Below are 26,654 nucleotides of genomic sequence, written 5' to 3'. Positions count from 1 at the left end.
CGTGTTTCACGTTTGCGGCACTTACTGGCGGTGCCGCTCTTCGTGACCGCCTTGCGGCGGCGGGTTGCTCGGGCGCGGCGCCTCGACGTGCGGCGCCGGTTGCGGCCGCGGTTCCATCCGGGGAGCGGGCATCGATGGGTGCGGTTCCACGTGCGGCGCGGGCAACGACGGCCGTGGCTCCATGCGCGGCGCCTGCGGCTGCGGCTGCGGGCGCGGCATTTCATGTACGGCGGGGGCCGGCGGACGGTACTCGTTCACGCGCGGCGGTGCGACTTCGCGGTGTGGCGCCGGTTGCGCGAATTCGGGGCGCGGTTGCGGCGCGGGGGCGGCCCGTTCCGGTTGCGGCTGCGGCTGCGCATGCTGGGCCGGCGTCGGGAGTTCGGGGCGCGGACGCGGCTGCGGGATCTGCGCCGTATTGTCGATCCTCGGTTGCGGCAGCGCGCGCGGCGCTTCGTTCCGGCCGCCGGGCTGCGCGCCCTGCGGAGCCGGCGCGCCGTCCGGATGCGGCACCGGCACCGCGCTGCGCACGGGGGGCAGCGCATTCTGTCCTGCCGCGTGCAGTGCGGTCGGCGGGTTGGGGCGCTGACGCTCCATCGGCGTGTGCGGCTGCATCCACGCAGGTGACGGCGCCTCGGCTGCGTGCGCGTTGCCGTTGCCCGACGGGAAATTGCCGGCCACCGGCGGATGCGGGACGCCGTTTCCGGGCCCGAATGCCTGACGCGGCGCCGGGTTGCCCGGTGCCTGCGGCATGCCGCCGTTGGCGAAGCGCGGCGCGTTGGGGTTTTCGCCGTTCGCCGGCCGTGCGACATTCGGCGCGCCCGGCACCGGCACCGGCACCGGCACCGGCACCGGCACCGGTGCGCCCGGCCGTCCGGCCTGCACGGCTGGCGGCTGGCCTTCGCGCGGCGCGCGTGACGGCTGCACGACAGGGCCGTGCGGATTCACGAGCTGCACGTTGTGCATCGCCCAGGCGCCGCCGTTCGGGTTGCCCGGAACGCGAACCGGGCGAGCTGTGTAGTCGGCCGGCACGTTCGTCTTCACGACGGGGGCGCCGGCGCCCGGTACGCGCCCGCCTTGCTGCGCGAGGTGGGCGGCGGCCTGGTCGCGATACGCGGCCGGCACGGCAGGATTGCGCGTCGCGACGTACGGGTGCTGCGCGATCGCCTCCGGCGGACGGTAGGCGGCATTGCGCAGCCCGCCGGTAAAACTCTGGCGCACCGGCGCGATACCGGGCGTACCAGGGGTCACGTGTGCGTTGCGCCATTGCTGCGGATCGACGTGCTGCGAGAAGTGCGCAACAGGCTGACCGTGCACGAACGCCGAGGCCGGCACGGCCGTGATCGCGTGCGGCGCGTGGAAGTTCACGTACGTCTTGTTGATGTTGGTGATATTGGTGATGTTCGTCACGTTCACGGTCTTGTTCACGTTGACGTTGACGTTGTTCACCACGATGTTGCGGTTCACGCGGTCGTAGTAGTGCGGGCTCCAGCCGCCCCAGCCGGGGTGCCACGGCTCGCCCGGGCCGAGCGCGAACCATGCGCAGCCGGCCGCGGCGACGCCGCCGACGGTGAGCGCGACGCTCCAGTCGGGACCGCCGCCGCCACCGACGAACGCGACGAGCGCCGGCGCATAGACGGGCGGCTCGCTGACGACCATCGGGCCGGGCACCCACGCCCAGCTATCGTCCACATACGCCCAGCGGCCGTAGTGATACGGTGCGAAGCCCCACGGCGCATCGTCGACCCACGTCCAGCCCCACGGCGCCTGCCAGATCCAGTGGCCGTCGTGATACGGCGCCCAGTCGGCCGGCGTGTCGTTCGGCACCCATACCGAGCCGTAATTCGGGGTTTCGCGCCACGTGCCGTTCGCGTCGAGATCCTGGTAGCCGGGAATGTCGCGCGACACGTAGCGGGCCGACACCGAGCGCTCCTCGGCCGCGTCGCGGCTGGCGGCCCACTGGTCGAGCGCATCGGGGCCCGGCGCCTGCGATTGCTGCGCAACCTGCAGGTCGGTGCCCGTAAACACGACCTGCTGTCCGGGCGACAGCGGGTACTGCCCGTTGCTGCCGTAGACGGTCGCGCTGCCGCTGCGCACCGTAACCGTCGTGCTTGCGCCGTCCGGCGCGACAGCGACGCGATAGTCGCCGGGGCCCGTGATGCCGAGCGCGAGGTTCGGCGTGTCGATTTCATACGACTTGCCGGCCGGCAGCTCTCGCACGTGCGTCGATACGGTGCCGAGGCCAACCTTCAGCTGCGTCGTCGTGTCGTCGAGGTTCAGCACCGACAGGCTCGTCGAATCGCCGAGCCGCACCGCGGTCGAGCCGATGTGCAGTTCCGAGCGCGCGCCGGCATCGTTCCAGAGCTGGTCGCCGGTCGTCAGCGGCCGGTTCACGGCGGCATACGACCAGGTATCGGTGCCGGCCGGTTCGGTCGTCACGGCGCCAGACAGGTAATTGAGCCGTGCGACGCGGCCCGGCGGATCGCCGCCCGGTTGCCGGGCCGCGGCCGCATACGGCGGGGCATCGGCTGATTGCGCGAATGCGGGGGGCAGTGCCGCAAGCGCGACGAACGCGAGCAGTGTGTAGCGGGCGGTTCGCTTGAGCGTGAACAGGGGTGCCATGGTGAGCGTCTTCGTCGTTATCGCGGCGCGTCGATTCGTGCCGTTGAGTTCACGATATCCGCTCGGCCTGTTTCAGTGCTCGGTGTTTTGTAAGCCGGATGGCACGCCATGTAACAAAACCTGTCCATCGCGCGCCGTTGTCGTGCAGCTGCAATGCAGGCGTCAAGTGGACGTAAGCCACCCGTCGAAAACCTGCTGTCCGGGCACGGTGACGCGCAGCACGCGCGGCCGGGCGGAGCGCTCGATCCAGCCATGTGCACAGAAGCTGTCGAGCAGTGCGGCGCCGAGCGCGCCGCCGAGATGCGAGCGCCGCTCGCTCCAGTCGAGACAGCCGCACGCGAAGCGGCGCCGGCGCGCGCGCTGCTGGGCGACGTCGATGCCCCATTGCTCGAGCGCCCGGGTGCCGAGTTCGGTGGTCTCGATCTCATCGCCGTCCGCGCGCAGCCAGCCGCGCGCGGTGAGCCCGTCGAAGATGCGCACCGCGAGCTCGCCGGCCATGTGGTCGTAGCAGGTGCGGGCGTAGCGCAGTTCGGCCGGCACCGTGCGCGACGGCGGCGGAACCGGGCGGTGCGGCGCGGCCGCGCGGGCGACGTTCGCGAGCGCCTCGAGCGATGCCGCGATGTCGGACGACGCGATCCGGTAGTAGCGATGCCGGCCGCGCACGTCGAGCGCAAGCAGGCCGCCTTCGGTCAGCCGCGCGAGGTGTGCGCTTGCCGCGGACGGCGACAGCCCCGCGATCATCGTCAGTTCGCCTGCCGGTCGTGCGCTGCCGTCCATCAGCACCCACAGCATCGCGGCGCGCCCCGGGTCGGCGATCAGCGCGCCGATGCGGCTCAGGCCCGGAAAGTGGTGGTCGTCTTGATCGGTCATCGTCGTGTCTCGTCAGGCGGGATGACTTGCAGTGTAGTGGGTGCGGGCATTCGATGTTTCGGATCCGGCTGAAATGTCGGATGCACCGGTGCCGGCACGGGCACAGGCCATGCGGCGGACCGGACTGCGGCCCCGTGCGGGGCGCGCGTAGAATGGCCGGACGCGGCGGCAGCGGGCCGCCGCACGTGACACGAAGCAATGATGAAGACGATTTTCTGCCTGTTGGCGGCCGCGCTCGTCTGTGCGGCCTGTGCGCAGGGTGGCGCGGGCGCCGTCGGCGAGCGGGGCGGCAGCCTCGAGATGTACGGGACGATCGACCAGGGCATCACGATACGCCGCTGACGGGCGCCGATCCGTATGCGTTCAGGTGCCGCGCTACCGTCGCGCCAAGCGGGGCGCGCCGCGCCGCGCCGCGTTGCCGCAGTGCAACGTATAATGGCCCGATTACAGCGCCCCTGCCGCCTGGAGCCAACAAGATGTCCCAACCGTCCCCCGTACCGGCCGCCCTCGACCGCACCGAAACCGTATTCCGCTTCCTCGCCGAGCCGTCGTCCGTGAACTTCGGCGGCAAGGTGCATGGCGGTGCGCTGATGAAGTGGATCGACGAGGTCGCGTATGCGTGCGCGGCCGTCTGGTCGAGCCGCTATTGCGTGACGGTCAGCGTCGGCAACATCCGTTTCCAGCGTCCGATCCTGGTCGGCAATCTCGTCGAGCTGAAGGCGCGCGTCGTCGCGACGGGGCGCACCAGCATGCACATCCATGTGTCCGTGCACGCCGGCGATCCGAAGGGCGGCGTGCTGCGCCAGACCACCGATTGCCTCGTCGTGTTCGTCGCGGTCGACGAGAACGGCAACCCGGTGCCGGTGCCGCCGTTCGTACCCGAGACCGACGAGCAGAAGGTGCTCGCGAAATATGCGGCCGACGTGCGGGCCGCGCTCGACAAGATCGTCGAGATGAAGCCGGAAGAGGTCGCGAAGGGCACGGTCTGAGCGTCGCGGGCGCCGCGCCTTTCGCGCAGCGCCCGTCGTTCCGCCGTTACCGCGACCCGATCATCTGCTCGGGACGCACCCACGCATCGAATTCCGCCTCGGTCAGGTAGCCGAGCGCGAGCGCGGCGGCCTTCAGCGTCGTGCCTTCCTTGTGCGCCTTCTTCGCGATCTGCGCGGACTTGTCGTAGCCGATATGCGGATTGAGCGCCGTCACGAGCATCAGCGATTCGTTCAGCAGCAGGTCGATGCGCGCACGATTCGGCTCGATGCCCGCCGCGCAGTGGTCGTTGAAGCTCCGCGCGCCGTCGGCGAGCAGCCGCACCGATTGCAGCACGTTGTGCGCGATCATCGGCCGGAACACGTTCAACTCGAAATTGCCGCTCGCACCGCCGACGTTGACCGCGACGTCGTTGCCGAACACCTGGCAGCACAGCATCGTCACGGCCTCCGACTGTGTCGGGTTCACCTTGCCCGGCATGATCGAGCTGCCCGGCTCGTTCTCCGGAATCGACAGCTCGCCGAGCCCGCAGCGCGGCCCGCTCGCGAGCCAGCGGACGTCGTTCGCGATCTTCATCAGGCCGGCCGCGACGGTCTTCAGTGCGCCGTGCGCGAACACCAGCGCGTCGGCCGCCGCCATCACCTCGAACTTGCTCGGCGCCGTCACGAACGGCAGCTTCGCCAGGCGGCCGATTTCGTCGGCGACGCGCACCGCGAACTCCGGATGCGCGTTCAGCCCCGTGCCGACCGCGGTGCCGCCGAGCGCGAGCTCGTACAGGTGCGGCAGCGCCGATTCGACGTGACGGATGCCCTGGTCGAGCTGCGCGACGTAGCCGGAAAACTCCTGGCCGAGCGTGAGCGGTGTCGCGTCCTGCAGGTGCGTGCGGCCGATCTTCACGATGTCGGCGAACGCCTTCGATTTCGCGTCGAGCGTCGTGCGCAGGGTGCGCAGCGCCGGCAGCAGGTGGTTGACGATCGCGTACGCGGCCGCGACGTGCATCGCCGTCGGGAACACGTCGTTCGACGATTGGCCGCGGTTCACGTCGTCGTTCGGATGAACCTTGCGCGCTTCGCCGCGCTCGCCGCCCATCAGCGCGCTCGCGCGGTTCGCGATCACCTCGTTGAGGTTCATGTTGGTCTGCGTGCCGGAGCCCGTCTGCCAGACCGCGAGCGGGAATTCGCGCGGATGCTTGCCGGCGATGATCTCGTCGGCCGCGTCGATGATCGCGCGCGCCTTGTCGTCGGCCAGCACGCCGAGCGACTGATTCACGGCCGCCGCGGCGCGCTTGACGATCGCCAGCGCGTGGATCAGCTCGGGCGACTGCTTCTCCGTCGAGATCCGGAAATTCTGCAGCGAGCGCTCGGTCTGCGCGCCCCAGAGCCGGTCGGCCGGCACGGCGATCTCGCCGAACGTGTCGCGTTCCATCCGAACTGCTTCGTTCATGATGCACTCCTCTTGGAAAGGGGGAAGGCCGCGCGTTGCGCGGCATCGGGCGTATCGTGAGGCAGTCGCGCCGCTCGCGCGGCGTCTTCGGGACTTCAACCGACAAGCATAGCGCCGGCCGCGATTTCGTGTCGTGCCGCGCTCAGTGCCGCGCCGCGATGAGCGACGCGGTCTTCAGATGAAAGCGCCAGGCCATCAGCGCCGCGACGCTCGCGAGGCCGGCCGCGAGGCCCCACCACAGGCCGCGCGCGCCGAGGCCCGCGTGGAACGCGAACCAGTAGCCGGTCGGGAAGCCGATGCCCCAGTAACCGAAGGTCGCGGCGAGCATCGGGATGCGCGTGTCCTTCAGGCCGCGCAGTGCGCCCGATGCGACGGTCTGCATCCCGTCGACGATCTGGAATACCGCGGCGATGCCGAGCAGCGACGCCGCGAGCGATACCGTGGCCGCGTTGGCCGGGTCGTCGAGGTGAAGGTACAGGCCGACGATCGTGTGCGGCGCGACGATCATCACGATGCCCGACAGCGACATGAACGCGACGCCGAGCGCGAGCGCGACGAAGCCCGCATGCCGCGCGGCGACGGGCGAGCCCGCGCCGACCCAGTAGCCGACCCGGACGTTGGCGGCCTGGCCGATCGCGAGCGGCACCATGAACGACACCGACGCGACGTTCAGCGCGATCTGGTGCGCGGCCAGCGACGTCGCGCCGAGCACGCCGACCGTGAGGCCGGTGCCGAGGAACAGCGTCGATTCGACCCCGTACGTGATCGCGACGGGCCAGCCGATGCCGATCAACTCGCCCATCACGGGCAGCTTCGGGCGTGCCGCGGTCACGAAATGGCGGAAGCGCTGCCGGCCGTGCAGCAGCCAGATCAGCGCGAGCGCGGTGAGCCAGATCGTGATCGTCGTCGCGACCGCGGAACCGAGAAAGCCGAGGCGCGGCAGCCCGAATGCGCCGTGGATCAGCCCGTAGTTCAGCACGCCGTTGACGCCGACGCCGCCGATCGACACCCACAGCAGCCGTCGCGCGGCGCCGATCGCGGGCAGGAACGCGCGCATCAGCCCGACGCCGATCAGGCTGCCGAGCGCCGCGAAGCGCAGGATGCCCGTGTATTCGCCGACGTGATGCGCGAGCAGCGGCGGCTCGTGAAACATCAGCAGGATCGGTTCGGCCAGCGACAGCGCGACGATCGCCGGAATCGCGAGCAGCACGGACAGTGCGAAGCCCGTCCAGTAGATATGCGGCACGCGGTCCTCGGCCTGGGCGCCGCGCGCATGCGCGACGCTCACGCTGACCGACGACAGCACGCCTTGCAGGATGGTGACGATGACGAAGAAGAAGTTCGCGCCGAGACCGCCGGCCGCGAGCGAATCGGGGCCGAGCGAACCGAGCAGCACCGTGTCGGTGACGCTCATCGCCATTTGTGAAAGTTGCGCGATCGCGAGAGGTGCGGCGAGGCGCGCGGTATCGGCGGCGTGACTGGACAGGGACGGCGGCGCGGCGGCCGTCCGCGTGAGACCGGAATGCGACATGGAATGGGCGCTCGCGCGGGTGCGGGCCCGCGCTGTCTGTATTTATTTTGAGAGACGGCTAGCTTACGGCTTTATTCGTACGGTGTCGAACGCGCGCGCCGATGGCCATGTCGCGGACAGGGGGAACAGGCCCTAAGCCTCGCGCACCGCGATGCGCGTGTCGCCGAGCAGCACGACCTGACCCGCGCGGATCTTGCAGGTCTTGCGAAGTTCGACCGCGCCGTCGACTTTCACCGCGCCGGACGCGACGATCAGCTTCGCGGTGCCGCCGCTGTCCGCGAGGCCGGTGATCTTGAGAAGGTTGTGCAGCTCGACGTATTCGCCGGTCAGCGTGAAATCCAGGTTGGGCATGACGAAGAAGGTGCGCAAAGCGCGGAAGGAATCGCCTCGCATCATACGGCACCGGGGGCCGGCGCGCGAGCGCGGGCGGCCGCGGCACGCAGTTGTTAAGGACTGTGAGCGATTCGTCAGCAAATGAAACGGTGGGTAACAGTCTGAGAGATTCGAGAACCGGGGGGGCGGGCCGCGGGTCTTTTGTCGTACCTGCTGCGTGTTGCGGCGGGGGACGCGACGGACCGCATCGCTGCGGTTCGCGCCCACAACTTCTTGAGGAGGATTGTCATGTCCAAGATTCGTACGATGCTGATCGGTGCCGCGCTGACGGCGTTCGCCACTTCGGCCGCGTTTGCCCAGACTGGTACGGCGGCGCAGGGCGCGGCAGGTGCCGGCGTGCAGGCGCAGACCCCGGCGGCGGGTGTCGGCGCGGGCGTGCAGGGCAGCGCCGGCGCGAACGCGTCGGGCAATGCGGTCGGCGGCGCAACCGATGCGGTCGGCGCGGCAGCCGACGGCGCGAAGGATACGGCGTCGTCGGCCGTCCACTCGGCCAAGAAGCACACGAAGCACGCCGCGAAGTCGGCCAAGAGCCATGTCGGCTCGGCCAAGGCGAAGGCTGGCGAAGCGACCGAAGGCGGCGCATCGGTCGGCGCGGAGGGCGGTGCATCGGCCCAGGGCGCCACGCAGTAAGCGGTGCCTGGCGCCGCGCGACGCTCGCCGCGGACGGCGCGTCGTGACGGCGGCCGTCCGGCGGCCCGGTTCGCTTCGTGCGAACCGGGCCGTTCTCATGAGTTCATGCTTTCAGCAGGGCGGGCGCGCGGTCACGGCCGGCGCTGTCCTTGCCCTTGTCCCTGGCCCTGCGCGGGGCGCGCGGCAGCCGGCGTGAATACGCTGCGCAGCCACACGGCGAGCCGCGCGAAGACGTCGTACGGCTCTTCGACGAAGATCTCCGGTTTCAGCAGCCGCAGATATTCCATGATTTGCTGCGCTTCCTGTTTCTGGAACGAGCCGTGTGCGAGCCCGAGCCGCAGCAGCCCGCGCAGTTCGCCGAGCTTGTCGCGCGCGGTGCTGCCGACGCTCATCTCGCACGCGAGCTTGGCCTCGTAGATCCGTTGCCGCAGCGATTCCGCGAGCCGCCACGCGGGCGTCTGCATCAGTTCCTCGAGCGCCTGGATGTCCTGTGCCGCGCCCTTGATTTGCGACGCGAGCGGGTCGATCTGCGACGGGTCGCCCTGCGCTTCGGCGACGATCGCCTTCGCCCAGTCGCGGCAAGCCTTCGCGAGTTCGTCGGGCGTCCATTCGGAGCGCGACGCGAAGCCGAAGCCGAATTCGCCGGCCTGCCGCATCAGGATCGCGACGACGTCCGGAAATTCCTTGTCGAGCGTGCGCTTGGCCCACGCGTACTGGCCGCCCTGCAGCATCCGCTGCACTGCGTGCTCGGTCAGCGGCACCATGTTGTCGAGCAGCTTCGCGCGCAGGAAATCCTCGAACGACGGCGTCGCGAACTGCGGGTCGAGTTTCAGCGACACGCGGACGAACGCGTCGTAGTCCTTGCGCAGGGACTCGAGCGTGTCGTCCTTGAGGGAAAGGGTGATCTGGCCCATGAATCGTCTCGATGGCGGGCCGCGCAAGCCGGCGGCCGGCACGGCGCACCGGTGCGGGCGCAGCGTCGACTGACCGGTGCGCGCCGAGGTCGGTGGCGGGTTTTCATTCCCTTTATCGGCAAGCCGGGCGGAAACTTGAGTGCGCGTGGTCGAGCGTTCGCTCAGGCGGGCAGCCAGTGCGGCAGCACGATCCCTTGCCAGAAAAAGAACACCGCGAGCCCTGCGGCGATCGTCACGAGCGGGCGGCGGGTCGTCGCCGACACGAGCACGGCGGCGAGCGCGCCGACGAGCTGCGGATTGCGCCAGGTCAGTTCGGCCGTGCCGCCATGCGGCGAGACGGTCATCGGCACGATGATCGCGGTCAATACGGTGACGGGCACGAAGCCGAGTGCGGTCCGCACCAGCGGCGGGAAGGTCAGCCGCTCGCCGAACAGGAACAGCGTCGTGCGGATTGCGTACGTGATGACGGCCATCCCGAGGATCAGCAGCGCGTAGCTCACGATGCGGCCTCCGTGCGTGACCGCGCGCGTGAGCGCTCGTGCCGCAGCGTGAGCGCGACGCCGATCGCGACGCCGGCGGCAACCGCGCCGAGCAGCCCGAGCTTGTACGGCCAGCCCTGCCAGAAGTACGCGAGCGTGCCGGCTGTCGCGGCTGCCGCGAAATAGCGCAGCGTGCCGAGCTGCGGGACGACGATCGCGATGAAGGTCGCCGCCATCGCGAAATCCAGGCCGAGCGACTGCAGGCCCGGGAATGCCGCGCCGAAGCCGATGCCCGCGAGCGTCCAGACCTGCCAGTTCAGGTACATCGCGAGCCCGGAGCCGAAAAAGTAGTGGGGGCCGATCGTGCCGGGCGGGAAGTGCCGGTAGTGCGCGTAGGCGACCGCGAACACCTCGTCGGTCATCAGCGCGCCGAGCGTGGCGCGCCAGCGCAGCGGCAGGTGCGCGACATAGGGCGCGAGCGTTGCGCTGTACAGCAGGTGGCGCAGATTCACGATCAGCGTCGTCGCGAGTACGACGACGAAGCTCGCGCTGCCCGCGATCAGGCCGAGCGCGATGAACTGCGCGGAGCCTGCGAACACGGCGAGCGACATCAGCACGCCGTGCCACGCGGCAAGCGGGCCGCCGCCGACGAGCGTGCCGAAAATCACGCCGAACGGCGCCGCGCCGATCATCATCGGGATCGTGTCGCGCGCGCCGTCCAGCCATTCGTTGAGCGGACGGCGAGGGGGTGATGCGGGTGTCGGGTTCAAAGCGCGCTCCTCCATGCGTTGGAGGATAGCGGGCCGGTGGTTTGCGGGCTTGTATGTTCTTGCGGTCGCGAGCGGGGTGGCCGCCCGGGCGTTTGCCGGCGCGGCGGCAAGCGAGCGGCCGGATGCGGGAAACCGCGCGTCAGCTCGCCTGCCAGCGCCCGGGCGGCACGCCGAACATCCGTTTGAAATGCCGCGTGAAGTGGCTCTGGTCGACGAAGCCGCTGGCCGCCGCGACGTCGGCGACGGGCATGCCCGCGCGCAGCGGTGCCAGCGCGCGCTGCAATCGCAGCTGGTTGCGCCACGCGTGCGGCGGCATGCCGGTCGTACGCGTGAACAGGCGCGCCGCGTGGAACGGCGACAGGCCGGCTGCCTGAGCGACTTCGTCGAGCGTCACCGTGCATGTGAGATCGCCGGCGAGCCGCTCGCGCATTGCTTCGACGCGCGGTTCGTCCGCCGAGAGCGGCGCCGGTCGTGGCTGCGCATCGGCATGGCGTACGATCAGCGTCGACAGTGCGTCGAGCATCGCCGTTTCGGCGGCGAGCGGATCATAGATGCGCGATGCGCCGGAGGCCGGATCGCCGGCCGCCGCATCGTCGGCCGGCTGCCCGTGCGCATGGGAGGACAGTGCGCGCTCGCTGCCTGCCTCCATCATCCGGTGCGCCAGCGCGAGCCGGGCCGCGAGATCGGCGTCGCGAATCACGTCGGTGGCAAACCACGGTGCGTCCTGCGGGCGGCCGGCTATCACACTCGTGAGTTCGCGGATGAATTCGACCGGCACGTAGCTGACGCGATAGCACCAGCCTTCGTCCGCCGCACGCGAGCCCGTATGCACTTCGCCGGGATTGATCACGGGCACGGTGCCCGTTTCGGCGACATGGCCGCTGCCGCGGTAGGTGAAACGTTCCGCGCCTTCGAGAATCACGGGGATCGTGTATGCGTCGTGCCAGTGGGGCGCGAACGTGTGGTCGCGATAGGTCGCCGTGACGAGATCCGCGTCCGGCAGCAGCGGCGTGCGCCAGTAGCGTGCGGAGTCTGGAAGGCGGGTGGCGGACATGATTGGGCGCGGGAGCGGTCGAACCGACAGTGTATCGCTCGCGCGCCCGGCGGGTGCGGGCCTTACTTGACCGGAATCGTCGTGCCGGCCGGCATCGGCACCGCGGTGACGGCGTTCTTCGGGCTGCCGCTGACGATGCGGTCGCTGTAGGTCAGGTAGACGATCGTGTTGCGCTTCTTGTCGACCACGCGCACGACGTGCAGCGTCTTGAAGATGAACGACATGCGTTCGCTGAACACGTCGGTCTGCTGCTTGAGCGGTTCCTTGAAAGTGATCGGGCCGACCTGCCGGCACGCGATCGACGCCTCGCTCGGATCCTCGGCGACGCCGAGCGTGCCCTTGATGCCGCCCGTGCGTGCGCGCGACACGTAGCAGGTCACGCCGTTCACGACCGGATCGTCGTACGCCTCGACGACGACGCGGTCGGAGCCCGTTACGCGGAAGTGGGTGTTGACGCTGCCGACTTCCTCCGCATGCGCGAGCGGCGCGGCGGCGAAAACGGTGAGCAGGGCGGCGAGGGGTGCGGCGCGGAGGAGGCGGTGCTTCATCGACGGAACCGGATGCGAATGCGGGACAGAGACTCTAGCATGCGCGGGGCCGGGCCACGAAAGGCGAAAAGACAGCCGGAAAAACAAAAGGCCCGTCGAATGACGGGCCTTTCGCTGTCTGGCTCCCCGACCTGGGCTCGAACCAGGGACCTACGGATTAACAGTCCGGCGCTCTACCGACTGAGCTATCGGGGAATAAATCGGTACATCTGCGTGTTCGGTTACCAGCAAAAAGCCCGTCCAATTTCAACGGGCCTATGCGTTTTTGGCTCCCCGACCTGGGCTCGAACCAGGGACCTACGGATTAACAGTCCGGCGCTCTACCGACTGAGCTATCGGGGAACAAACAGCAGAGAAACGAGATTGTATGGAGTGTCGGCTAAGCTGTCAATACTTTTGGGCCGCGGCGCACAAAAAATTTCTGCGGCGGCCGCGCGATCAGCGTTCGAGCAGGTGCAGCTTGTCCTGCACGTCCTTCCACTCGTCCGCGTCGGCCGGTGCCGGCTTGGTCTTCGTGATCGACGGCCAGCCCTTTGCCAGCTCGGCATTCAGCTCGGTGAACTGCTGTTGGTCGCCGGGAACGTCTTCTTCGGCATAGATCGCATTGGTCGGGCACTCGGCGACGCACACGGCGCAGTCGATGCACTCGTCCGGATCGATGGCGAGAAAGTTGGGACCTTCACGGAAGCAATCCACCGGGCACACATCCACGCAATCCGTGTATTTGCACTTGATGCAGCCTTCGGTCACAACGTGAGTCATTAAAACGCTCCTGCTTGGCGGTATATATGGGGTGGCGTTTGCGCCAAAAGCGGCATTGTAACTGAAGCGCAAAACCCGCATGGCATGGTCGGCTTTCCGGCTTATATCGTTTCGTGATTAGTTTATGGGGGGCGCCCAGGGGGCCGCCAACGGGAACCCGGATACGGCGCGTCGGCGCGACGGGACAGCGCGGCAGGCGGTTTCGCGATGGTCGGGCCCGCATTCGGGTAACATGGCCGACAGACCGGGCGGCGCGCTGTGCGCCGGGGCCCTGTCACGATATTGGCGGTGCCGCAAACATGATCATCACTTCGCTGCTCGACACGGATCTCTACAAGTTCACGATGATGCAGGTCGTCCTGCATCACTTCCCGGCCGCAAACGTCGAATACCGTTTCAAGTGCCGCACGCAAGGCGTCGATCTCGTGCCGTACATCGACGAGATCCGCGACGAGGTGCGCGGCCTGTGCGCGCTGCGTTTTTCCGATGTCGAACTCGACTACCTGCGGCGGATGCGCTTCATCAAGAGCGATTTCGTCGACTTCCTCGCGCTGTTCCACCTGAACGAGAAGTACATCTCGATCACGCCTTCGCCGAAGGGCAACGGCGAGATCGACATCGAGATCAAGGGGCCGTGGCTGCATACGATCCTGTTCGAGATCCCGGTGCTCGCGATCGTCAACGAAGTCTATTTCCGCAACACGCAGCGCGAACCCGACTATCGCGAAGGCCGCGAGCGGCTGCGCGAGAAGATCAAGCTGCTCGGCGCGAAGCCCGAGTTCGCCGACTGCAAGATCGCCGACTACGGCACGCGCCGGCGCTTCTCGAAGGTGTGGCACGAGGAAGTCGCGCTCACGCTGCGCGACGGCCTCGGCCCGCAGTTCGCGGGCACGAGCAACGTGCTGTACGCGATGAAGCACGACATCACGCCGCTCGGCACGATGGCTCACGAATACCTGCAGGCGTGCCAGGCGCTCGGCCCGAGGCTGCGCGACTCGCAGATCTACGGCTTCGAGATGTGGGCGAAGGAATACCGCGGCGACCTCGGGATCGCGCTGTCGGACGTCTACGGGATGGACGCGTTCCTGAACGACTTCGACATGTACTTCTGCAAGCTGTTCGACGGCGCGCGCCACGATTCGGGCGATCCGTTCGACTGGGGCGAGCGGATGCTGCGCCATTACGAGGCGAACCGGTGCGACCCGCGCACGAAGGTGCTCGTGTTCTCGGACGCGCTCGACATCCCGAAGGTCATGCAGTTGTACGAACGGTTCCGCGGCCGCTGCAAGCTCGCGTTCGGCGTCGGCACGAACCTCACCAACGACCTCGGCTACGTGCCGCTGCAGATCGTGATCAAGATGGTGCGCTGCAACGGCCAGCCGGTCGCGAAGCTGTCGGATTCGCCGGGCAAGAGCATGTGCGACGACAAAGCCTATCTCGCTTACCTGCGCCAGGTGTTCGGCATCGCGCAACCGGTCGAGGAAGACGCGTCGAAGTAGGCGTCGGCCGTTCGGTCGAAGGTGCGTGGCGGCAGGGGCGGCCGGTATAATCCGACGGTATTGCACGCCAACGTCACGAGGACCGTTCATGGACACTTCTGCTGCCCGTCGCCAGATCCTCGCGCGCATTCGCGCGGCGCAGGGGCGCGCGGCCGAGCCCGATGCAGCGGAGCGCGACGGCGTCACCGATTATCTCGCCCGTCATCCGCAGGGCCCGCGCCCGCCTGTGCCGGCCGATCTCGTCGCCGCATTCGTCGACGAAGCGGCGCGCCTGTCGACGACGGTCGACGAAGTCGCGACGCTCGCCGACGCCCCTGCCGCCGCTGCCCGCTATCTTTCCGCTCACGGCCTGCCGACGCAGGCCGTCGCCTGGCGCACGCTGGCGGATCTCGACTGGGCCGGCGCCGGCCTGTCGGTCGAGTGCCGCAAGCCGCGCGACAGCGATCTCGTCGGCCTCACGGGCTGCTTTTGCGCGACCGCCGAAACGGGTTCGCTGGTGCTGCTGTCCGGTCCCGATACCTATGCGTCGGCCGGCCTGCTGCCTGAGACGCACATCGCGATCGTGCCCGCTTCGCGGATCGTCGCCGGCCATGAAGACGCGTTCGCGCTGATCCGCGCGGAACGCGGCGAATTGCCGCGTGCGGTCAATTTCGTGTCGGGCCCGTCGCGCACGGGCGACATCGAGCAAACCATCGTACTGGGCGCGCACGGCCCGTACCGCGTGCACGCGATCGTCGTACGGGGCGCATGACGCGCCCGCCGCATCCACTACCACTCGAACAAGGAAGTTCTGCATGAAACGACATGCCGCCTGGGCGGGCATGGCGTCGGGAGTCGCGCTTGGCGCCGTTCCCGCGCTTGCATCGGCCGCAACGCTCGACGGTGCCACGCTGTCCGCACTCTGGGGCATCCCGTTTGCCGGGATCCTGCTGTCCATCGCGCTGTTTCCGCTCGTCGCCCCGGTGTTCTGGCATCACCACTTCGGCAAGATTGCAGCCGGGTGGGCGGTCGTGTTCCTGGTCCCGTTCGCCTTCGCGTTCGGCGCGGGTACCGCGTTCGGCACGCTCGTGCATGCGCTGCTCGAGGAATACATTCCGTTCATCGTGCTGCTCACCGCGCTCTATACGGTGGCAGGCGGCATCTGCGTGAACGGCAACCTGCACGGATCGCCGAAGCTGAACACCGCGATCCTCGCGCTCGGCACGCTGCTCGCGAGCGTGATGGGCACGACGGGCGCGGCGATGCTGCTGATCCGGCCGCTGCTGCGCGCGAACGACAACCGCAAGCATGTCGTGCACGTCGTGATTTTCTTCATCTTCCTCGTCGCGAACGCGGGCGGCTCGCTGTCGCCGCTCGGCGATCCGCCGCTGTTCCTCGGTTTCCTGAACGGCGTGAGCTTCTTCTGGACGACTACCCATCTCGCGCTGCCGATGCTGTTCATCTGCGTCGTGCTGCTGGCGCTGTTCTTCGTGCTCGACACGTATTTCTACCGGAAGGGTGGCGAGGAGCGGCCGGCCGCGCTCGACCCGACGCCCGACGACACAGCGCTGTCGATCGACGGCAAGATCAATTTCGTGCTGCTCGCAGCCGTGGTCGCGCTCGTGCTGATGAGCGGCATTTGGAAGCCGGACATCGCGTTCGACGTGTGGGGCACGCACGTCGCGCTGCAGAACCTCGCGCGCGACGTCGCGCTCGTGGTCGTGACGCTCGCGTCGCTCGCGCTGACGCCGCGTTCCGCACGTGAAGGCAACGCGTTCAACTGGGCGCCGATCGAGGAGGTCGCGAAGCTGTTCGCGGGGATCTTCGTGACGATCGCGCCGGTGATCGTGATCCTGCGCGCGGGCGCGGACGGCGCGTTCGCGCAGATCGTCCATCTCGTCACGGGGCCGGACGGCAAGCCGATCGACGCGATGTACTTCTGGGCGACGGGCCTGCTGTCGTCGTTCCTCGACAATGCGCCGACCTATCTGGTGTTCTTCAACCTCGCGGGCGGCGATGCGCAGACGCTGATGACGGCGGGCGCGTCGACGCTCGCCGCGATTTCCGCGGGCGCGGTGTTCATGGGCGCGAACAGCTATATCGGCAACGCGCCGAACTTCATGGTGAAGGCGATCGCGGAGTCGCGCGGCGTGAAGATGCCGAGCTTCTTCGCATACCTCGGCTGGGCGCTCGTCATCCTGGTGCCCGTGTTCCTGCTGACGTCGCTGATCTTCTTCCCGGCGTAACCTGACAACTTTCAACCAAGCGCGGGCGATCCCGGCGGCGCGATGCGCGCCGCGACCGGCCTGCGGCATACGGAGATGGCGATGCAGAAGATCCTGGTCGCGCGTCCGATCTTTCCGGACGTGATCGAACGCCTCGAGCAGTATTTCGAAGTCGACTGGAACGACGGCGACGCGCTCGGCCCCGATGCGCTCGCCGCGCGTCTGGCCGACAAGGACGGCGCGCTGACGGCCGGCGACCCGGTCGGCGCGGCGGCACTCGCTGCTGCGCCGCGCCTGCGCGTCGTGTCGAACATGGCGGTCGGCTACAACAACTTCGACATGGCCGCGTTCAACGCGGCGAACGTGCTCGGCACCAACACGCCCGACGTGCTGAACGAGTCGACCGCCGATTTCGGCTGGGCGCTGATGATGGCCGCCGCGCGCCGGATCGCCGAATCCGAGCACTGGCTGCGCGCCGGTCACTGGCAGAAGTGGGCGTACGACGGTTTCCTCGGCACCGACATTTACGGATCGACGCTCGGCGTCATCGGGATGGGCCGCATCGGCCAGGCGCTCGCGCGCCGCGCGCGCGGCTTCGGGATGCAGGTGATCTATCACAACCGGTCGCGGGTCGCGCCCGAGATCGAGGCCGAGCTGAACGCCGAATACGTGTCGAAGGATGCGCTGCTCGCGCGCGCCGATCACGTCGTGCTCGTGCTGCCGTACACGAAGGAAAACCATCACACGATCGGCGCGGCCGAACTCGCGAAGATGAAGCCCACCGCGACGCTGACCAACATCGCACGCGGCGGGATCGTCGACGACGCGGCGCTGGCCGCCGCGCTGCGCGACGGGACGATCGCCGCGGCCGGCCTCGACGTGTACGAAGGCGAGCCGGCCGTGCATCCGGCGCTGCTCGAGGTGCCGAACGTCGTGCTGACGCCGCATATCGCGAGCGCGACCGAAAAGACGCGCCGCGCGATGGCGAACCTCGCCGCCGACAACCTGATCGCCGCACTGGGCGAGGGGCCGCGCGCGGGGCAGCCACCGAATCCGATCAACCCTGACGTGATCGGGAAGCCGCGCGCATGACGATGACGTTGTTGCTTGCGGCCGTTGTCGTGCTGGCCGTCGCGCTCGCGGTGGCGATCGTCGCGATCGTGCGCGGCGGTGGCCGCCACGACGATGCGGCGGTGCTCGGCGACCAGATCGAGGATGCCGCGCATGCGCAGGCGCGCGCGGTCGAGCGGCTCGAACGCGAATTGCGCGGCGAGATCGTCGAGAACGCGCGCGGTTCGCGCACCGAGCTGGCCGGCAGCTTCTCGCAGCTTCAGCAGACGCTCGCCGCGCAACTGACGAGCGTGGCGACCGTGCAGAACAATCAGATCGAGGGTTTCGCTCAGCAGCTCGGCAAGCTCGTCGCCGGCAATGCGCAGCAGTTCGACGCGATGCGCGAGAGCGTGCAGCGCCAGGCGCAGCAGGCGCGCGAGGAGCAGACGGCCGCGCTCAGGCTGTTCGGCGATACGTTGAACCGGCAGCTCACGCAACTGACCGAAGCGAACGATCGCCGGATCGGAGAAGTGCGCGCGACGCTCGAACAGCGGCTGAAGGAAATCGAGACGAACAACGCGGCGAAGCTCGAGGAGATGCGCCGCACCGTCGACGAGAAACTGCATGCGACGCTCGAGCAGCGGCTCGGCGAATCGTTCAAGCTCGTGTCAGACCGGCTCGAGCAGGTCCATCGCGGGCTCGGCGAGATGCAGACGCTGGCGGCGGGCGTCGGCGATCTGAAAAAGGTGCTGACCAACGTGAAGACGCGCGGCACCTGGGGCGAGGTGCAGCTCGAGGCGCTGCTCGAACAGATGCTGACACCCGATCAGTATGCGAAGAACGTCGCGACGGTGCCGAAGAGCACCGAGCGCGTCGAGTTCGCGATCCGACTGCCGGGCCGCGATGCGGGCACGCGAGACGCACCGCCGGTGTGGCTGCCGATCGACGCGAAATTCCCGCGCGAAGACTACGAGCGGCTGATCGACGCGCAGGAGCGCGCCGATGCGGCGGCGGTCGAGGAAGCGGCTCGCGCGCTCGAAGCGCGCGTGCGGCTGGAGGCGCGCACGATCGCCGAGAAGTACGTCGCGCCGCCGCACACGACCGATTTCGCGCTGCTGTTCCTGCCGACCGAAGGGCTTTACGCGGAAATCCTGCGCCGGCCCGGGCTGACCGACCTGCTGCAGCGCGACTACCGCGTGACGGTCGCGGGGCCGACGACGCTCACCGCGTTGCTGAACAGCCTGCAGATGGGGTTCCGTACGCTCGCGATCGAGCAGCGCTCGAGTGAGGTCTGGCAGGTGCTCGGCGCGGTGAAGACGGAGTTCGGCAAGTTCGGCGACGTGCTCGCGCGCACCAAGGCGCAGCTCGAAACGGTCACGCGGTCAATCGAGTCCGCCGAGCAGCGTACGCGCGTGATGAGCCGCAAACTGAAGCAGGTCGAGGCGTTGCCGGGCGACACGGCGGCCGGCTTGCTCGGTTCGGACGGCGCGGACGGCGCCGATACCGACGACGCTTGACGGCTTCGGCCGCTTGAGTGCGGATCGCAATGAAATCGGGCGCCGTCGGCGCCCGTTTCCTTTTGCAGCAGGGTAGTTCGGCCGCGGCTCGCGCAGGCCGACGCTCAGCGCCCGGCGAGCGTGTCCAGCGCGTCGCCCGTCACGCGGACGATGCGCCATTCGGGCAGCACGGTCGCGCCCATCTTCTCGTAGAAATCGATCGCGGGCTGGTTCCAGTCGAGCACCGACCATTCGAAACGCCCGCAACGACGCTCGACGGCCAGCGCCGCGAGGTGGCGCAGAATCGCGGTGCCGAGGCCGGTGCCGCGCTGCGACGGCTGCACGTAAAGATCCTCGAGATAGAGGCCGCGACGGCCGAGGAACGTCGAATAGTTGTGAAAGAACAGCGCGTACGCGACGATCGCGCCGTTGCGCTCGGCGACGAGCGCTTCGGCGGCAGGCCGCTCGCCGAACAGTGCGTCGGCGAGATCTGCTTCGGTCGCGACGAACAGGTGCGTGAGCTTTTCGAATTCAGCCAGCTCGCGCATCAGCGCGAGGATCGCGCCGACGTCGCGCGCTTCGGCCGCGCGGATCAGCGGCGCATCGCTCACGCTTCCTCCGGCGGATCGGACAGCACGATCTCGATGCCGCCGAAGCGCGACGCGACCCAGTTGTATGCGTGGCATGCGATCCACAGCAGCACGAAGCCGAGGATTGCGTTCAGCAGCAGCGCGCTCAGGATCGTGCTCAGTTCGACCATCCCGTAGCGGATGTACGCGACGAGAATGCCGAGCAGCACGATCGGCACGCTGAACGTCAGGTAGACGAGGATCAGCGCCTTTGCGGTCTGCCCCGCGGCGATCGACGAAATTTGTTTCTTCATGTGCGGATTGCCCCCGTAGAGATATACCGATAGTGGAATTCAGATCAGGCCGTCGAGCGGCAGGATGTCGACCGGGGTGCCCGCGTCGACTGCCGCGGTATCGTGGCCCAGGACGATGAAACAGTTGGCGGCCGCGAGGCCGCTCAGCGATGCGGAACTCTGCGAACCGGCCGGCGCGACGTGCCAGCGGCCGTCGGCGGCGCGCGTCGCGACGCCGCGCAGGTATTCGGTGCGGCCCGGACGCGTCTTCAGCGCATGCGTGCTGAGCGCCGTGTACATTGCCGGCGGCGGCGTCTGCGCGCCGGCCAGCGTCAGCAGCGCGGGGCGCACGATCGCGTAGAACGTTACGGCGGACGCGACCGGATTGCCGGGCAGCCCGAAGAACAGTGCGTGACCGGCGCCGTCGGCCGCTCGTGCGAGCGTGCCGCACGCGAGCGGCCGGCCGGGCCGCAGTGCGAGGCTCGCGAACGTGACGTCGCCGAGCCGCGCCATCACGTCGCGCGTGAAGTCGGCTTCGCCGACCGATACGCCGCCCGACGTGATCACCGCGTCGGCCTGCGCGGCGACGGCGTCGTGCAACGCGGCTTCGAGCGCGGCCGGGTCGTCGCGGACGATCCCGAGATCGATCGCGTCGACGTGCAGCCTTTCGAGCATCGCGATCAGCATCCCGCGATTGCTGTCGTACAGCGCGCCGCGGCCGAGCGGTTCGCCGGGCTCGCGCAGTTCGTCGCCGGTCGAGAACACGGCGACGCGCACGCGCCGGCGCACCGTGACGTCGGTGAGGCCGAACGACGCGAGCAGGCCGAGATCGGACGGCCGCAGGATGCGGCCTGCGGCGAGCGCACAGGCGCCGCGCGCGAGATCCTCGCCGGCCTTGCGGCAGTTCGCGCCGCGCGCGACGTCGTGCGCGGCGAAGCGGATCGCGTCGCCGTCGACGTGCACGCGTTCCTGCGGAATCACCGTATCGCATCCGGCCGGCATCGGCGCGCCCGTCATGATGCGCACGCATGAACCGGCCGCCACGGCGCCGTCGAACGGATGGCCCGCGAACGCGGTGCCGGCGACCGTCAGCGCGATGTCCCCGGTCGGCGACGCGGGCGCGCCGGCGCCGCCGTCGAACGCATAGCCGTCCATCGCCGAGTTGTCGTACGCCGGAATGTCGAACGGCGCGCTTACGTCGGCCGCAAGCACGCGGTCGAGCGCGTCGCGCAGCGCCACCGTGTCGCACGCGTCGACGGGCACCACGAAGCGGCACGCGAGCGCCTGCGCGTCGGCAAGCGACAGCGTGGCATCGGAGTCGGGTGCGGTTCGGGAGGCGGGCGAGGATTGCGTGATCATCAGTCGGACTGCGCCGCGAGGCGTATCGGGTTTGTGGCCGGTGGCGCGAGGAGGGTGCGTGGGCGCGGGTTTCGCGTGCGGCGGGCGCCGGGCGGGAGCGGCGCGGGGCCGTCAGCGACGGGCCAGCGCGGCGAGTTCCTGCCAGGAGTTGGCATTGTAAAACGCACGCTCGTCGCGAAACTCGACTTCGACCGTCTTGTGGCGTGCGTACCACGCACGCACCTTGCGGTCGCCTGCCGCGAGCCGGGCGGCGAGATCGTCGGCCAGCGCCGTGCGCAGCAGCGCGAACGTCGGCTGCGGCGAGCGCGCCTGCTGCGCGTCGACGGTTACAGCCATCGCGATGTCGGCCTGCTGCGCATCGAGCGCCTCGTGCAGCCGCGTGACGAGGTCGGCGGGCAGAAACGGCGTATCGCACGGCGAGCACACGACGAGCGGCGCGCGCGCCGCCCGCATGCCGGCGAGCAGGCCCGCTAGCGGGCCGGGGAAATCGGGCGTTTCGTCCGCGACGATTCGCGCGTCGAACGGCGCACCGAGCTCCGCATAACGATCGGCGTGGCGATTCGCGCTGATCAGCATCTCGTCGACCTGCGGCGACAGCCGGCGCAGCACGTGCAGCGCGAGCGGCGTACCGTCGAGCAGTTGCAGGCCCTTGTCGACGCCGTCCATGCGCGTGGCGCGGCCGCCCGCGAGCAGCAGGCCGGCGATCGAAGGAGAGGCGGAAACGGGCATCGTGCGCGGGTGGAATGGGTGGCGTGCGTCAGCCGCCGATATACGACATTTCGACGCGCTTGCCGGCGCCGTCGGGCGAGGCTTCGGCCGACGCGCTGCCGCGCAGTTGCGAATAGCGGTCGGTGCGCGCCTGCCAGATGCGGGCGATCGCGGTCGCGATCTCGGCGTCGCTTGCACCGCCGCGCACGAGCGCGCGCAGGTCGTGGCCCGTCGACGCGAACAGGCACAGGTACAGCTTGCCCTCGGTCGACAGCCGCGCGCGCGAGCAGTCCCCGCAGAAGGCCTGCGTGACGCTCGAGATCACGCCGATCTCGCCGCCGCCGTCCGCATAGCCCCAGCGCTGCGCGGTTTCGGCCGCCGTGTGCGCGTCGAGCGGCACGAGCGGGAAATGTTCGGCGATCCGTGCAACGACGTCCGCCGACGGCAGCACCTCGGTCATGTTCCAGCCGTTCGACGTGCCGACGTCCATGTATTCGATGAAGCGCAGGATCACGCCGGTGCCGCGGAAACGCTCGGCCATCGGCAGGATCTCGCTGTCGTTGGTACCGCGCTTCACGACCATGTTGACCTTGACCGGCGCGAGGCCCGCGGCCTGGGCCGCGAAGATGCCGTCGAGCACGTCGGCGCTCGCGAACTCGGCGTCGTTCATGCGCTTGAACAGCGTATCGTCGAGCGCGTCGAGGCTGACCGTCACGCGCGTGAGCCCGGCGTCCTTCAGCGCGCGCGCCTTGCGTGCGAGCAGCGAGCCGTTGGTCGTCAGCGTCAGGTCGAGCGGGCGTCCGTCATGCGTTGTCAGGCGCGCGAGGCGCTCGATCAGGAATTCGAGGTTCTTGCGCAGCAGCGGCTCGCCGCCCGTGATGCGGATCTTCTCGACGCCGTGTGCGACAAAGAGCCGCGCCACGCGTTCGATTTCTTCGTGCGTGAGCAGCGCGCTGTGCGGCAGGAACGGGTAGTTCTTGTCGAAGACCGCGCGCGGCATGCAGTACACGCAGCGGAAATTGCAGCGGTCCGTCACCGAGATGCGCAGGTCGCGCAGCGGCCTGGCGAGCGTGTCGGCCAGCGTGCCGTCGGGGGCGTGCGCGACGCCGGAGACGTCCGGCACCCCGCTGACGTCGGCAAGAGGAATGATGCGTCGGGACATGTTGAAAGAAGTGCGAGCCAGACCTGTATTTTAGCCGCAAGCGGCCGACCGGGCCGGTGGGCGGAAACCCGCGGTGCGGACGCGAAAAAGCCCGCCGGAGGCGGGCTTTTCCTGGTCGGGCGATGCGCCGATTAGTGGTGCGTCGTTTCGACCTGCTGCATCGGGGCCGTATCGGCCGGCGGCAGCACCTTGCGTTCGCGCGGCACGCGGGCCGGACGCGGGAGGCGCGACGCGGCTTCCTGTGCAGCGGCGAACTTGTCTGCGTCCGTGTTCACCCAGACGAGACCGGCCTGCTCCAGCACGACATCCAGGCTCGCCGAAGCGGGCGCGGCTGCCGGTTGGGCGGGGGCAGGAGCCGGTGCCGGTGCTGCAACGGCCTCGACCGGTGCCGCTTCGACACGTGCCGGCTCGATAGCCACCGGAGCGGCTTCGGTCGTCACGGCCGGTGCGGCCTGCTCGACGGGCGCGGGCTGCGGCGCCTCGACAGCGGCCGGGGCCGCTGCCGGTACTGCCGGCACTTCGAACGCGTCGGTCGGCGAAACCGTGACCGGAGCCGGACCGGCTTCCGTGTCGACAGCCGGTGCGACCGGTGCCGGTTCTGCTGCTGCCGCGACGGCGACCGCGGGCTCGACCGGAGCGGCCGGAGCCGCTTCGACGTGTGCCGGTGCCGGCTGAGCTTCGACAGCGGCCGGTGCGGCAGGCTGCTCGACGGACGCCTCGACGGCGACGGCGCTTGCCGCGGCGACGGCCGCGACGACTGCCGGTGCGGCCGTGTGGGCCGATTCGGCAGCGGCCGGTGCTTGCGGCGTCACGGTTTGCGCTGCGGCTTCGCCATCCGGGCCTTGTTCGGCCTGGTCGACGACTGCGCCGTCTTCGTCGCGCTCGCGACGACCGCCGCGGCGGCCGCGACGGCGACGGCGACGTTCCTCGCCGTCACGCGCGCCGGCTTCCGCATCGGCTGCCAGCTCGGCGCCGGGCAGGGCTTCCGCAGCGGCCTTGTCGGCGTCCGGTTCCGGATGGTTTTCGCCACGGGTGACGGTCTCGAGCGTGGCCGCATGCTGGGTCGGCTTGCGGCGTTCGCCGCGCTCGCGACGCTCACCGCGTTCCTGGCGCTCGCCACGGCCGGCTGCGTCGACGCCTTCCGGCTGCTCGGCGCGCTCGCGCGGTTCGCGGTTCTCGCGCGGTTCACGCGGCTCACGGCTTTCACGCGGCTCGCGCGGTTCGCGACCTTCGCGCTGGCCACGGCCCTCGCGACCTTCGCGGCCCTCACGACCTTCACGGATTTCGCGACCTTCACGCGGCTCACGGCCTTCACGCGGTTCGCGCACTTCCTTGCCTTCGCGCTCCTGGCGTTGCGGCTGGCCGCGGCCTGCTGCTGCCTGGTCGCGGCCGCCTTGCGCCTGCTGGGCGCCGCCGCGACGGTTGCGGTTGCGATCGCCGCCGCGCTGCTCGGTCTTCTCGGTACGCTCGCGAGCCGGGCGGGCCGCCTGTTCCTTCGTCGGTGCCGGAGCAACCGGTGCGGGGGCCGGAGCCGGCGACATGCCGAACAGGCCCTTCAGCCAGCCGATGAAGCCACCGCTTGCCGCGGCGACAGGTGCCGGGGCCGGAACGGGCTCGACCGGGCGCTGCGGCGCCGGGCTCGGGGCCGGGCGCTCGGGCGTGATGCCCTTGACCGCGGCTTCCTGCTTCGGCTTCACTTCTGCCGTGCGCTTGCTGTAGCCGGTTTCCGACTCGAGTTCGCGGGCAGCTTCCTCGGCCATCTTCCAGGACGCGCGCGGATCGTCGAGGCGCGCGTCGTCGTGGCGCAGGCGCTCGAGCTTGTAGTGCGGCGTATCGAGGTGCTTGTTCGGGATCAGCACGATGCCGACCTTGAAGCGCGACTCGATCTTGTTGATTTCCTGACGCTTTTCGTTGAGCAGGAAGGCGGTCACCTCGACCGGCACCTGGCAGTGGATCGCCGCGGTGTTTTCCTTCATCGCCTCTTCCTGAATGATCCGCAGGACCTGCAGCGCGGACGATTCGGTGTCGCGGATGTGACCGGTGCCGTTACAGCGCGGGCAGGTCACGTGGCTGCCTTCCGACAGGGCCGGGCGCAGGCGCTGGCGCGACAGCTCCATCAGGCCGAAGCGGGAGATCTTGCCCATCTGCACGCGCGCACGGTCATGCTTGAGCGCGTCTTTCAGGCGCTGCTCGACTTCGCGCTGGCTCTTCGCCGATTCCATGTCGATGAAATCGATCACGATCAGGCCGCCGAGGTCGCGCAGGCGGAGCTGGCGGGCGACTTCGTCGGCCGCTTCGAGGTTGGTGCGGGTTGCCGTTTCCTCGATGTCCGCGCCCTTGGTCGCGCGCGCCGAGTTCACGTCGATCGCGACGAGCGCTTCGGTGTGGTCGATCACGATCGCGCCGCCGGACGGCAGCGGCACCGTGCGCGAGTAGGCCGTTTCGATCTGGTGCTCGATCTGAAAGCGGGAGAACAGCGGCACGTCGTCGTGGTAACGCTTCACCTTCGACACGTTGTCCGGCATCACGATGTCCATGAACGCACGGGCCTGATCGTGGATCTCGGTCGTGTCGATCAGGATTTCGCCGATATCGGGCTGGAAATAGTCCCGGATCGCGCGGATCACGAGGCTCGATTCCAGGTAGATCAGCATCGGCTGGCCGGAGTTGCCGCTTTGCGACGCCGCTTCGATCGCGCGCCACAGTTGCAGCAGGTAGTTCAGGTCCCACTGCAGTTCCTCGGCGCTGCGGCCGATGCCCGCGGTACGGGCGATCATGCTCATGCCGTCCGGAATCTGCAGTTGCGCCATCGTCTCGCGCAGTTCCTGGCGCTCGTCGCCCTCGATCCGGCGCGACACACCACCGCCGCGCGGATTGTTCGGCATCAGCACCAGGTAGCGGCCGGCGAGCGAGATGAAGGTCGTGAGGGCGGCGCCCTTGTTGCCACGCTCTTCCTTCTCGACCTGGACGATCAGCTCCTGGCCTTCGCGCAGGGCATCCTGGATGCGCGCGGAGCGCATGTCGATGCCTTCCTTGAAGTACTGGCGGGCGACTTCCTTGAACGGCAGGAAGCCGTGGCGGTCTTCGCCATAGTTGACGAAACACGCTTCGAGCGACGGCTCGATGCGGGTGATGACACCCTTGTAGATATTGCCTTTGCGCTGTTCGCGCCCGGCTGTCTCGATGTCGATGTCGATGAGCTTTTGCCCATCGACGATGGCGACGCGCAGCTCCTCCTGCTGCGTCGCATTGAACAGCATGCGTTTCATGAACGACTCCAGGCGGCTCCGCGCCGGCGCTTCGCGGTTGTCAGT

At 68.9% G+C, this 26,654-nt stretch carries 25 protein-coding genes and 2 tRNA genes; 8 read left to right on the top strand and 19 right to left on the bottom strand.

Translation table 11 applies throughout. The annotated features are described in order from the left end of the window. Nucleotides 1-21: 21 nt before the first annotated feature. A complete protein-coding gene (locus GD429_RS01640; RefSeq protein ID WP_152855382.1) occupies nt 22-2,619 on the bottom strand; it encodes a DUF6600 domain-containing protein in 2,598 nt (865 codons plus the stop codon). 162 nt (nt 2,620-2,781) lie between these two features. Continuing rightward, on the bottom strand, nt 2,782-3,489 hold the full coding sequence (locus GD429_RS01635) for an ArsR/SmtB family transcription factor (protein ID WP_152855381.1): 708 nt from the start codon (nt 3,487-3,489) through the stop codon (nt 2,782-2,784). Nucleotides 3,490-3,687: 198 nt separating this feature from the next. Between GD429_RS01635 and GD429_RS40225 the strand changes: the two genes are divergently transcribed. Together GD429_RS40225 and GD429_RS01625 are read left to right on the top strand one after the other, a co-directional pair. Then, nucleotides 3,688-3,831, top strand: a complete 144-nt coding sequence (locus GD429_RS40225) for a hypothetical protein (RefSeq protein ID WP_193727041.1) — start codon at nt 3,688-3,690, stop codon at nt 3,829-3,831. A gap of 134 nt (nt 3,832-3,965) precedes the next feature. Then, nucleotides 3,966-4,478: an acyl-CoA thioesterase gene (locus tag GD429_RS01625; RefSeq protein WP_014897688.1), complete on the top strand. Its 513-nt coding sequence runs from the start codon at nt 3,966-3,968 to the stop codon at nt 4,476-4,478. A 46-nt stretch (nt 4,479-4,524) separates the two neighbouring features. Here the strand turns inward: GD429_RS01625 and fumC are convergent, their stop codons facing one another. The 3 genes from fumC to GD429_RS01610 form a co-directional block, all read right to left on the bottom strand. After that, nucleotides 4,525-5,919 carry a class II fumarate hydratase gene (gene fumC, locus GD429_RS01620; RefSeq protein WP_152855380.1) on the bottom strand — a complete coding sequence of 465 codons (1,395 nt, stop codon included), beginning with the start codon at nt 5,917-5,919 and terminating at the stop codon, nt 4,525-4,527. A gap of 142 nt (nt 5,920-6,061) precedes the next feature. Next, nucleotides 6,062-7,450 carry a multidrug efflux MATE transporter NorM gene (gene norM, locus GD429_RS01615; protein ID WP_034183069.1) on the bottom strand — a complete coding sequence of 463 codons (1,389 nt, stop codon included), beginning with the start codon at nt 7,448-7,450 and terminating at the stop codon, nt 6,062-6,064. A gap of 132 nt (nt 7,451-7,582) precedes the next feature. Further along, complete coding sequence (locus GD429_RS01610) at nt 7,583-7,801, bottom strand: RNA-binding S4 domain-containing protein (RefSeq protein WP_006486208.1); 219 nt, start codon at nt 7,799-7,801, stop codon at nt 7,583-7,585. Between the two features lie 270 nt (nt 7,802-8,071). Here GD429_RS01610 and GD429_RS01605 point away from each other — a divergent pair, with 270 nt between their 5' ends. Then, entirely contained in the window at nt 8,072-8,473 is a 402-nt protein-coding gene (locus GD429_RS01605; protein WP_152855379.1) for a hypothetical protein, read from the top strand. 131 nt (nt 8,474-8,604) lie between these two features. On the opposite strand, the gene GD429_RS01600 is transcribed toward GD429_RS01605, so the two are convergent. The 8 genes from GD429_RS01600 to fdxA all read right to left on the bottom strand — a co-directional run bounded on the left by GD429_RS01600 (nt 8,605) and on the right by fdxA (nt 13,000). Beyond that, nucleotides 8,605-9,387 carry a DUF4088 family protein gene (locus GD429_RS01600; RefSeq protein WP_152855378.1) on the bottom strand — a complete coding sequence of 261 codons (783 nt, stop codon included), beginning with the start codon at nt 9,385-9,387 and terminating at the stop codon, nt 8,605-8,607. Between the two features lie 161 nt (nt 9,388-9,548). Next, nucleotides 9,549-9,887 carry an AzlD domain-containing protein gene (locus GD429_RS01595; RefSeq protein ID WP_175918909.1) on the bottom strand — a complete coding sequence of 113 codons (339 nt, stop codon included), beginning with the start codon at nt 9,885-9,887 and terminating at the stop codon, nt 9,549-9,551. Continuing rightward, entirely contained in the window at nt 9,884-10,651 is a 768-nt protein-coding gene (locus tag GD429_RS01590; RefSeq protein WP_152855377.1) for an AzlC family ABC transporter permease, read from the bottom strand. Before GD429_RS01590 ends, GD429_RS01595 begins: the two co-directional genes overlap by 4 nt. A 124-nt stretch (nt 10,652-10,775) precedes the next feature. Then, on the bottom strand, nt 10,776-11,690 hold the full coding sequence (locus GD429_RS01585) for an AraC family transcriptional regulator (protein ID WP_152855376.1): 915 nt from the start codon (nt 11,688-11,690) through the stop codon (nt 10,776-10,778). 62 nt (nt 11,691-11,752) lie between these two features. After that, a complete protein-coding gene (locus GD429_RS01580) occupies nt 11,753-12,238 on the bottom strand; it encodes a CreA family protein (RefSeq protein ID WP_152855375.1) in 486 nt (161 codons plus the stop codon). A gap of 119 nt (nt 12,239-12,357) precedes the next feature. Beyond that, nucleotides 12,358-12,433, bottom strand: a tRNA-Asn gene (locus GD429_RS01575). A 71-nt stretch (nt 12,434-12,504) separates the two neighbouring features. Continuing rightward, nucleotides 12,505-12,580, bottom strand: a tRNA-Asn gene (locus tag GD429_RS01570). 96 nt (nt 12,581-12,676) lie between these two features. After that, complete coding sequence (gene fdxA / locus GD429_RS01565) at nt 12,677-13,000, bottom strand: ferredoxin FdxA (protein ID WP_034183076.1); 324 nt, start codon at nt 12,998-13,000, stop codon at nt 12,677-12,679. Nucleotides 13,001-13,299: 299 nt separating this feature from the next. Between fdxA and pncB the strand changes: the two genes are divergently transcribed. From pncB to rmuC, 5 genes are all read left to right on the top strand, one after another. Continuing rightward, nucleotides 13,300-14,499, top strand: coding sequence for a nicotinate phosphoribosyltransferase (gene pncB, locus GD429_RS01555; RefSeq protein ID WP_152855374.1), 1,200 nt, complete (start codon nt 13,300-13,302; stop codon nt 14,497-14,499). An 88-nt stretch (nt 14,500-14,587) separates the two neighbouring features. Next, a complete protein-coding gene (locus GD429_RS01550) occupies nt 14,588-15,250 on the top strand; it encodes a LutC/YkgG family protein (RefSeq protein ID WP_152855373.1) in 663 nt (220 codons plus the stop codon). Between the two features lie 43 nt (nt 15,251-15,293). Next, complete coding sequence (locus tag GD429_RS01545) at nt 15,294-16,724, top strand: sodium:proton antiporter (protein WP_152855372.1); 1,431 nt, start codon at nt 15,294-15,296, stop codon at nt 16,722-16,724. 81 nt (nt 16,725-16,805) lie between these two features. After that, on the top strand, nt 16,806-17,795 hold the full coding sequence (locus tag GD429_RS01540; RefSeq protein ID WP_152855371.1) for a 2-hydroxyacid dehydrogenase: 990 nt from the start codon (nt 16,806-16,808) through the stop codon (nt 17,793-17,795). Then, nucleotides 17,792-19,270 carry a DNA recombination protein RmuC gene (gene rmuC / locus GD429_RS01535; RefSeq protein ID WP_152855370.1) on the top strand — a complete coding sequence of 493 codons (1,479 nt, stop codon included), beginning with the start codon at nt 17,792-17,794 and terminating at the stop codon, nt 19,268-19,270. Before GD429_RS01540 ends, rmuC begins: the two co-directional genes overlap by 4 nt. Nucleotides 19,271-19,374: 104 nt before the next feature. Here the strand turns inward: rmuC and GD429_RS01530 are convergent, their stop codons facing one another. The 6 genes from GD429_RS01530 to GD429_RS01505 form a co-directional block, all read right to left on the bottom strand. Next, nucleotides 19,375-19,860 carry a GNAT family N-acetyltransferase gene (locus GD429_RS01530; protein WP_321574337.1) on the bottom strand — a complete coding sequence of 162 codons (486 nt, stop codon included), beginning with the start codon at nt 19,858-19,860 and terminating at the stop codon, nt 19,375-19,377. Next, nucleotides 19,857-20,132, bottom strand: coding sequence for a hypothetical protein (locus tag GD429_RS01525; protein ID WP_006476519.1), 276 nt, complete (start codon nt 20,130-20,132; stop codon nt 19,857-19,859). Before GD429_RS01525 ends, GD429_RS01530 begins: the two co-directional genes overlap by 4 nt. A gap of 39 nt (nt 20,133-20,171) precedes the next feature. Further along, nucleotides 20,172-21,470 (bottom strand): gephyrin-like molybdotransferase Glp, encoded by a 1,299-nt coding sequence (gene glp, locus GD429_RS01520; RefSeq protein WP_152855369.1) that lies wholly within the window; start codon nt 21,468-21,470, stop codon nt 20,172-20,174. 111 nt (nt 21,471-21,581) lie between these two features. Beyond that, on the bottom strand, nt 21,582-22,199 hold the full coding sequence (gene mobA, locus GD429_RS01515) for a molybdenum cofactor guanylyltransferase MobA (protein ID WP_152855368.1): 618 nt from the start codon (nt 22,197-22,199) through the stop codon (nt 21,582-21,584). 28 nt (nt 22,200-22,227) lie between these two features. Further along, nucleotides 22,228-23,340 carry a GTP 3',8-cyclase MoaA gene (gene moaA, locus GD429_RS01510; protein WP_152855367.1) on the bottom strand — a complete coding sequence of 371 codons (1,113 nt, stop codon included), beginning with the start codon at nt 23,338-23,340 and terminating at the stop codon, nt 22,228-22,230. A 131-nt stretch (nt 23,341-23,471) separates the two neighbouring features. After that, the gene (locus tag GD429_RS01505; protein WP_152855366.1) at nt 23,472-26,609 is read right to left on the bottom strand and encodes an Rne/Rng family ribonuclease; all 3,138 of its coding nucleotides are present in this window, start codon (nt 26,607-26,609) and stop codon (nt 23,472-23,474) included. Between the last annotated feature and the right edge of the window lie 45 nt (nt 26,610-26,654).

Source organism: Burkholderia sp. BE17 (assembly GCF_009362305.1).
GTDB lineage: Bacteria > Pseudomonadota > Gammaproteobacteria > Burkholderiales > Burkholderiaceae > Burkholderia > Burkholderia pyrrocinia_C.
This window is presented reverse-complemented; position numbering and strand designations above follow the sequence as displayed.

Excerpts from the sequence above, each read along its gene's own strand:
- moaA (WP_152855367.1), bottom strand. The coding sequence starts at position 23,340 with ATGTCCCGACGCATCATTCCTCTTGCCGACGTCAGCGGGGTGCCGGAC.
- GD429_RS01545 (WP_152855372.1), top strand. The coding sequence starts at position 15,294 with ATGAAACGACATGCCGCCTGGGCGGGCATGGCGTCGGGAGTCGCGCTT.
- GD429_RS01540 (WP_152855371.1), top strand. The coding sequence starts at position 16,806 with ATGCAGAAGATCCTGGTCGCGCGTCCGATCTTTCCGGACGTGATCGAA.
- GD429_RS01605 (WP_152855379.1), top strand. The coding sequence starts at position 8,072 with ATGTCCAAGATTCGTACGATGCTGATCGGTGCCGCGCTGACGGCGTTC.
- GD429_RS01610 (WP_006486208.1), bottom strand. The coding sequence starts at position 7,801 with ATGCCCAACCTGGATTTCACGCTGACCGGCGAATACGTCGAGCTGCAC.
- fumC (WP_152855380.1), bottom strand. The coding sequence starts at position 5,919 with ATGAACGAAGCAGTTCGGATGGAACGCGACACGTTCGGCGAGATCGCC.
- pncB (WP_152855374.1), top strand. The coding sequence starts at position 13,300 with ATGATCATCACTTCGCTGCTCGACACGGATCTCTACAAGTTCACGATG.
- GD429_RS01505 (WP_152855366.1), bottom strand. The coding sequence starts at position 26,609 with ATGAAACGCATGCTGTTCAATGCGACGCAGCAGGAGGAGCTGCGCGTC.
- GD429_RS01600 (WP_152855378.1), bottom strand. The coding sequence starts at position 9,387 with ATGGGCCAGATCACCCTTTCCCTCAAGGACGACACGCTCGAGTCCCTG.
- GD429_RS01640 (WP_152855382.1), bottom strand. The coding sequence starts at position 2,619 with ATGGCACCCCTGTTCACGCTCAAGCGAACCGCCCGCTACACACTGCTC.
- fdxA (WP_034183076.1), bottom strand. The coding sequence starts at position 13,000 with ATGACTCACGTTGTGACCGAAGGCTGCATCAAGTGCAAATACACGGAT.
- GD429_RS01525 (WP_006476519.1), bottom strand. The coding sequence starts at position 20,132 with ATGAAGAAACAAATTTCGTCGATCGCCGCGGGGCAGACCGCAAAGGCG.
- GD429_RS01625 (WP_014897688.1), top strand. The coding sequence starts at position 3,966 with ATGTCCCAACCGTCCCCCGTACCGGCCGCCCTCGACCGCACCGAAACC.
- GD429_RS01585 (WP_152855376.1), bottom strand. The coding sequence starts at position 11,690 with ATGTCCGCCACCCGCCTTCCAGACTCCGCACGCTACTGGCGCACGCCG.
- GD429_RS40225 (WP_193727041.1), top strand. The coding sequence starts at position 3,688 with ATGATGAAGACGATTTTCTGCCTGTTGGCGGCCGCGCTCGTCTGTGCG.
- glp (WP_152855369.1), bottom strand. The coding sequence starts at position 21,470 with ATGATCACGCAATCCTCGCCCGCCTCCCGAACCGCACCCGACTCCGAT.
- GD429_RS01590 (WP_152855377.1), bottom strand. The coding sequence starts at position 10,651 with ATGGAGGAGCGCGCTTTGAACCCGACACCCGCATCACCCCCTCGCCGT.
- rmuC (WP_152855370.1), top strand. The coding sequence starts at position 17,792 with ATGACGATGACGTTGTTGCTTGCGGCCGTTGTCGTGCTGGCCGTCGCG.
- GD429_RS01635 (WP_152855381.1), bottom strand. The coding sequence starts at position 3,489 with ATGACCGATCAAGACGACCACCACTTTCCGGGCCTGAGCCGCATCGGC.
- norM (WP_034183069.1), bottom strand. The coding sequence starts at position 7,450 with ATGTCGCATTCCGGTCTCACGCGGACGGCCGCCGCGCCGCCGTCCCTG.
- GD429_RS01550 (WP_152855373.1), top strand. The coding sequence starts at position 14,588 with ATGGACACTTCTGCTGCCCGTCGCCAGATCCTCGCGCGCATTCGCGCG.
- mobA (WP_152855368.1), bottom strand. The coding sequence starts at position 22,199 with ATGCCCGTTTCCGCCTCTCCTTCGATCGCCGGCCTGCTGCTCGCGGGC.
- GD429_RS01580 (WP_152855375.1), bottom strand. The coding sequence starts at position 12,238 with ATGAAGCACCGCCTCCTCCGCGCCGCACCCCTCGCCGCCCTGCTCACC.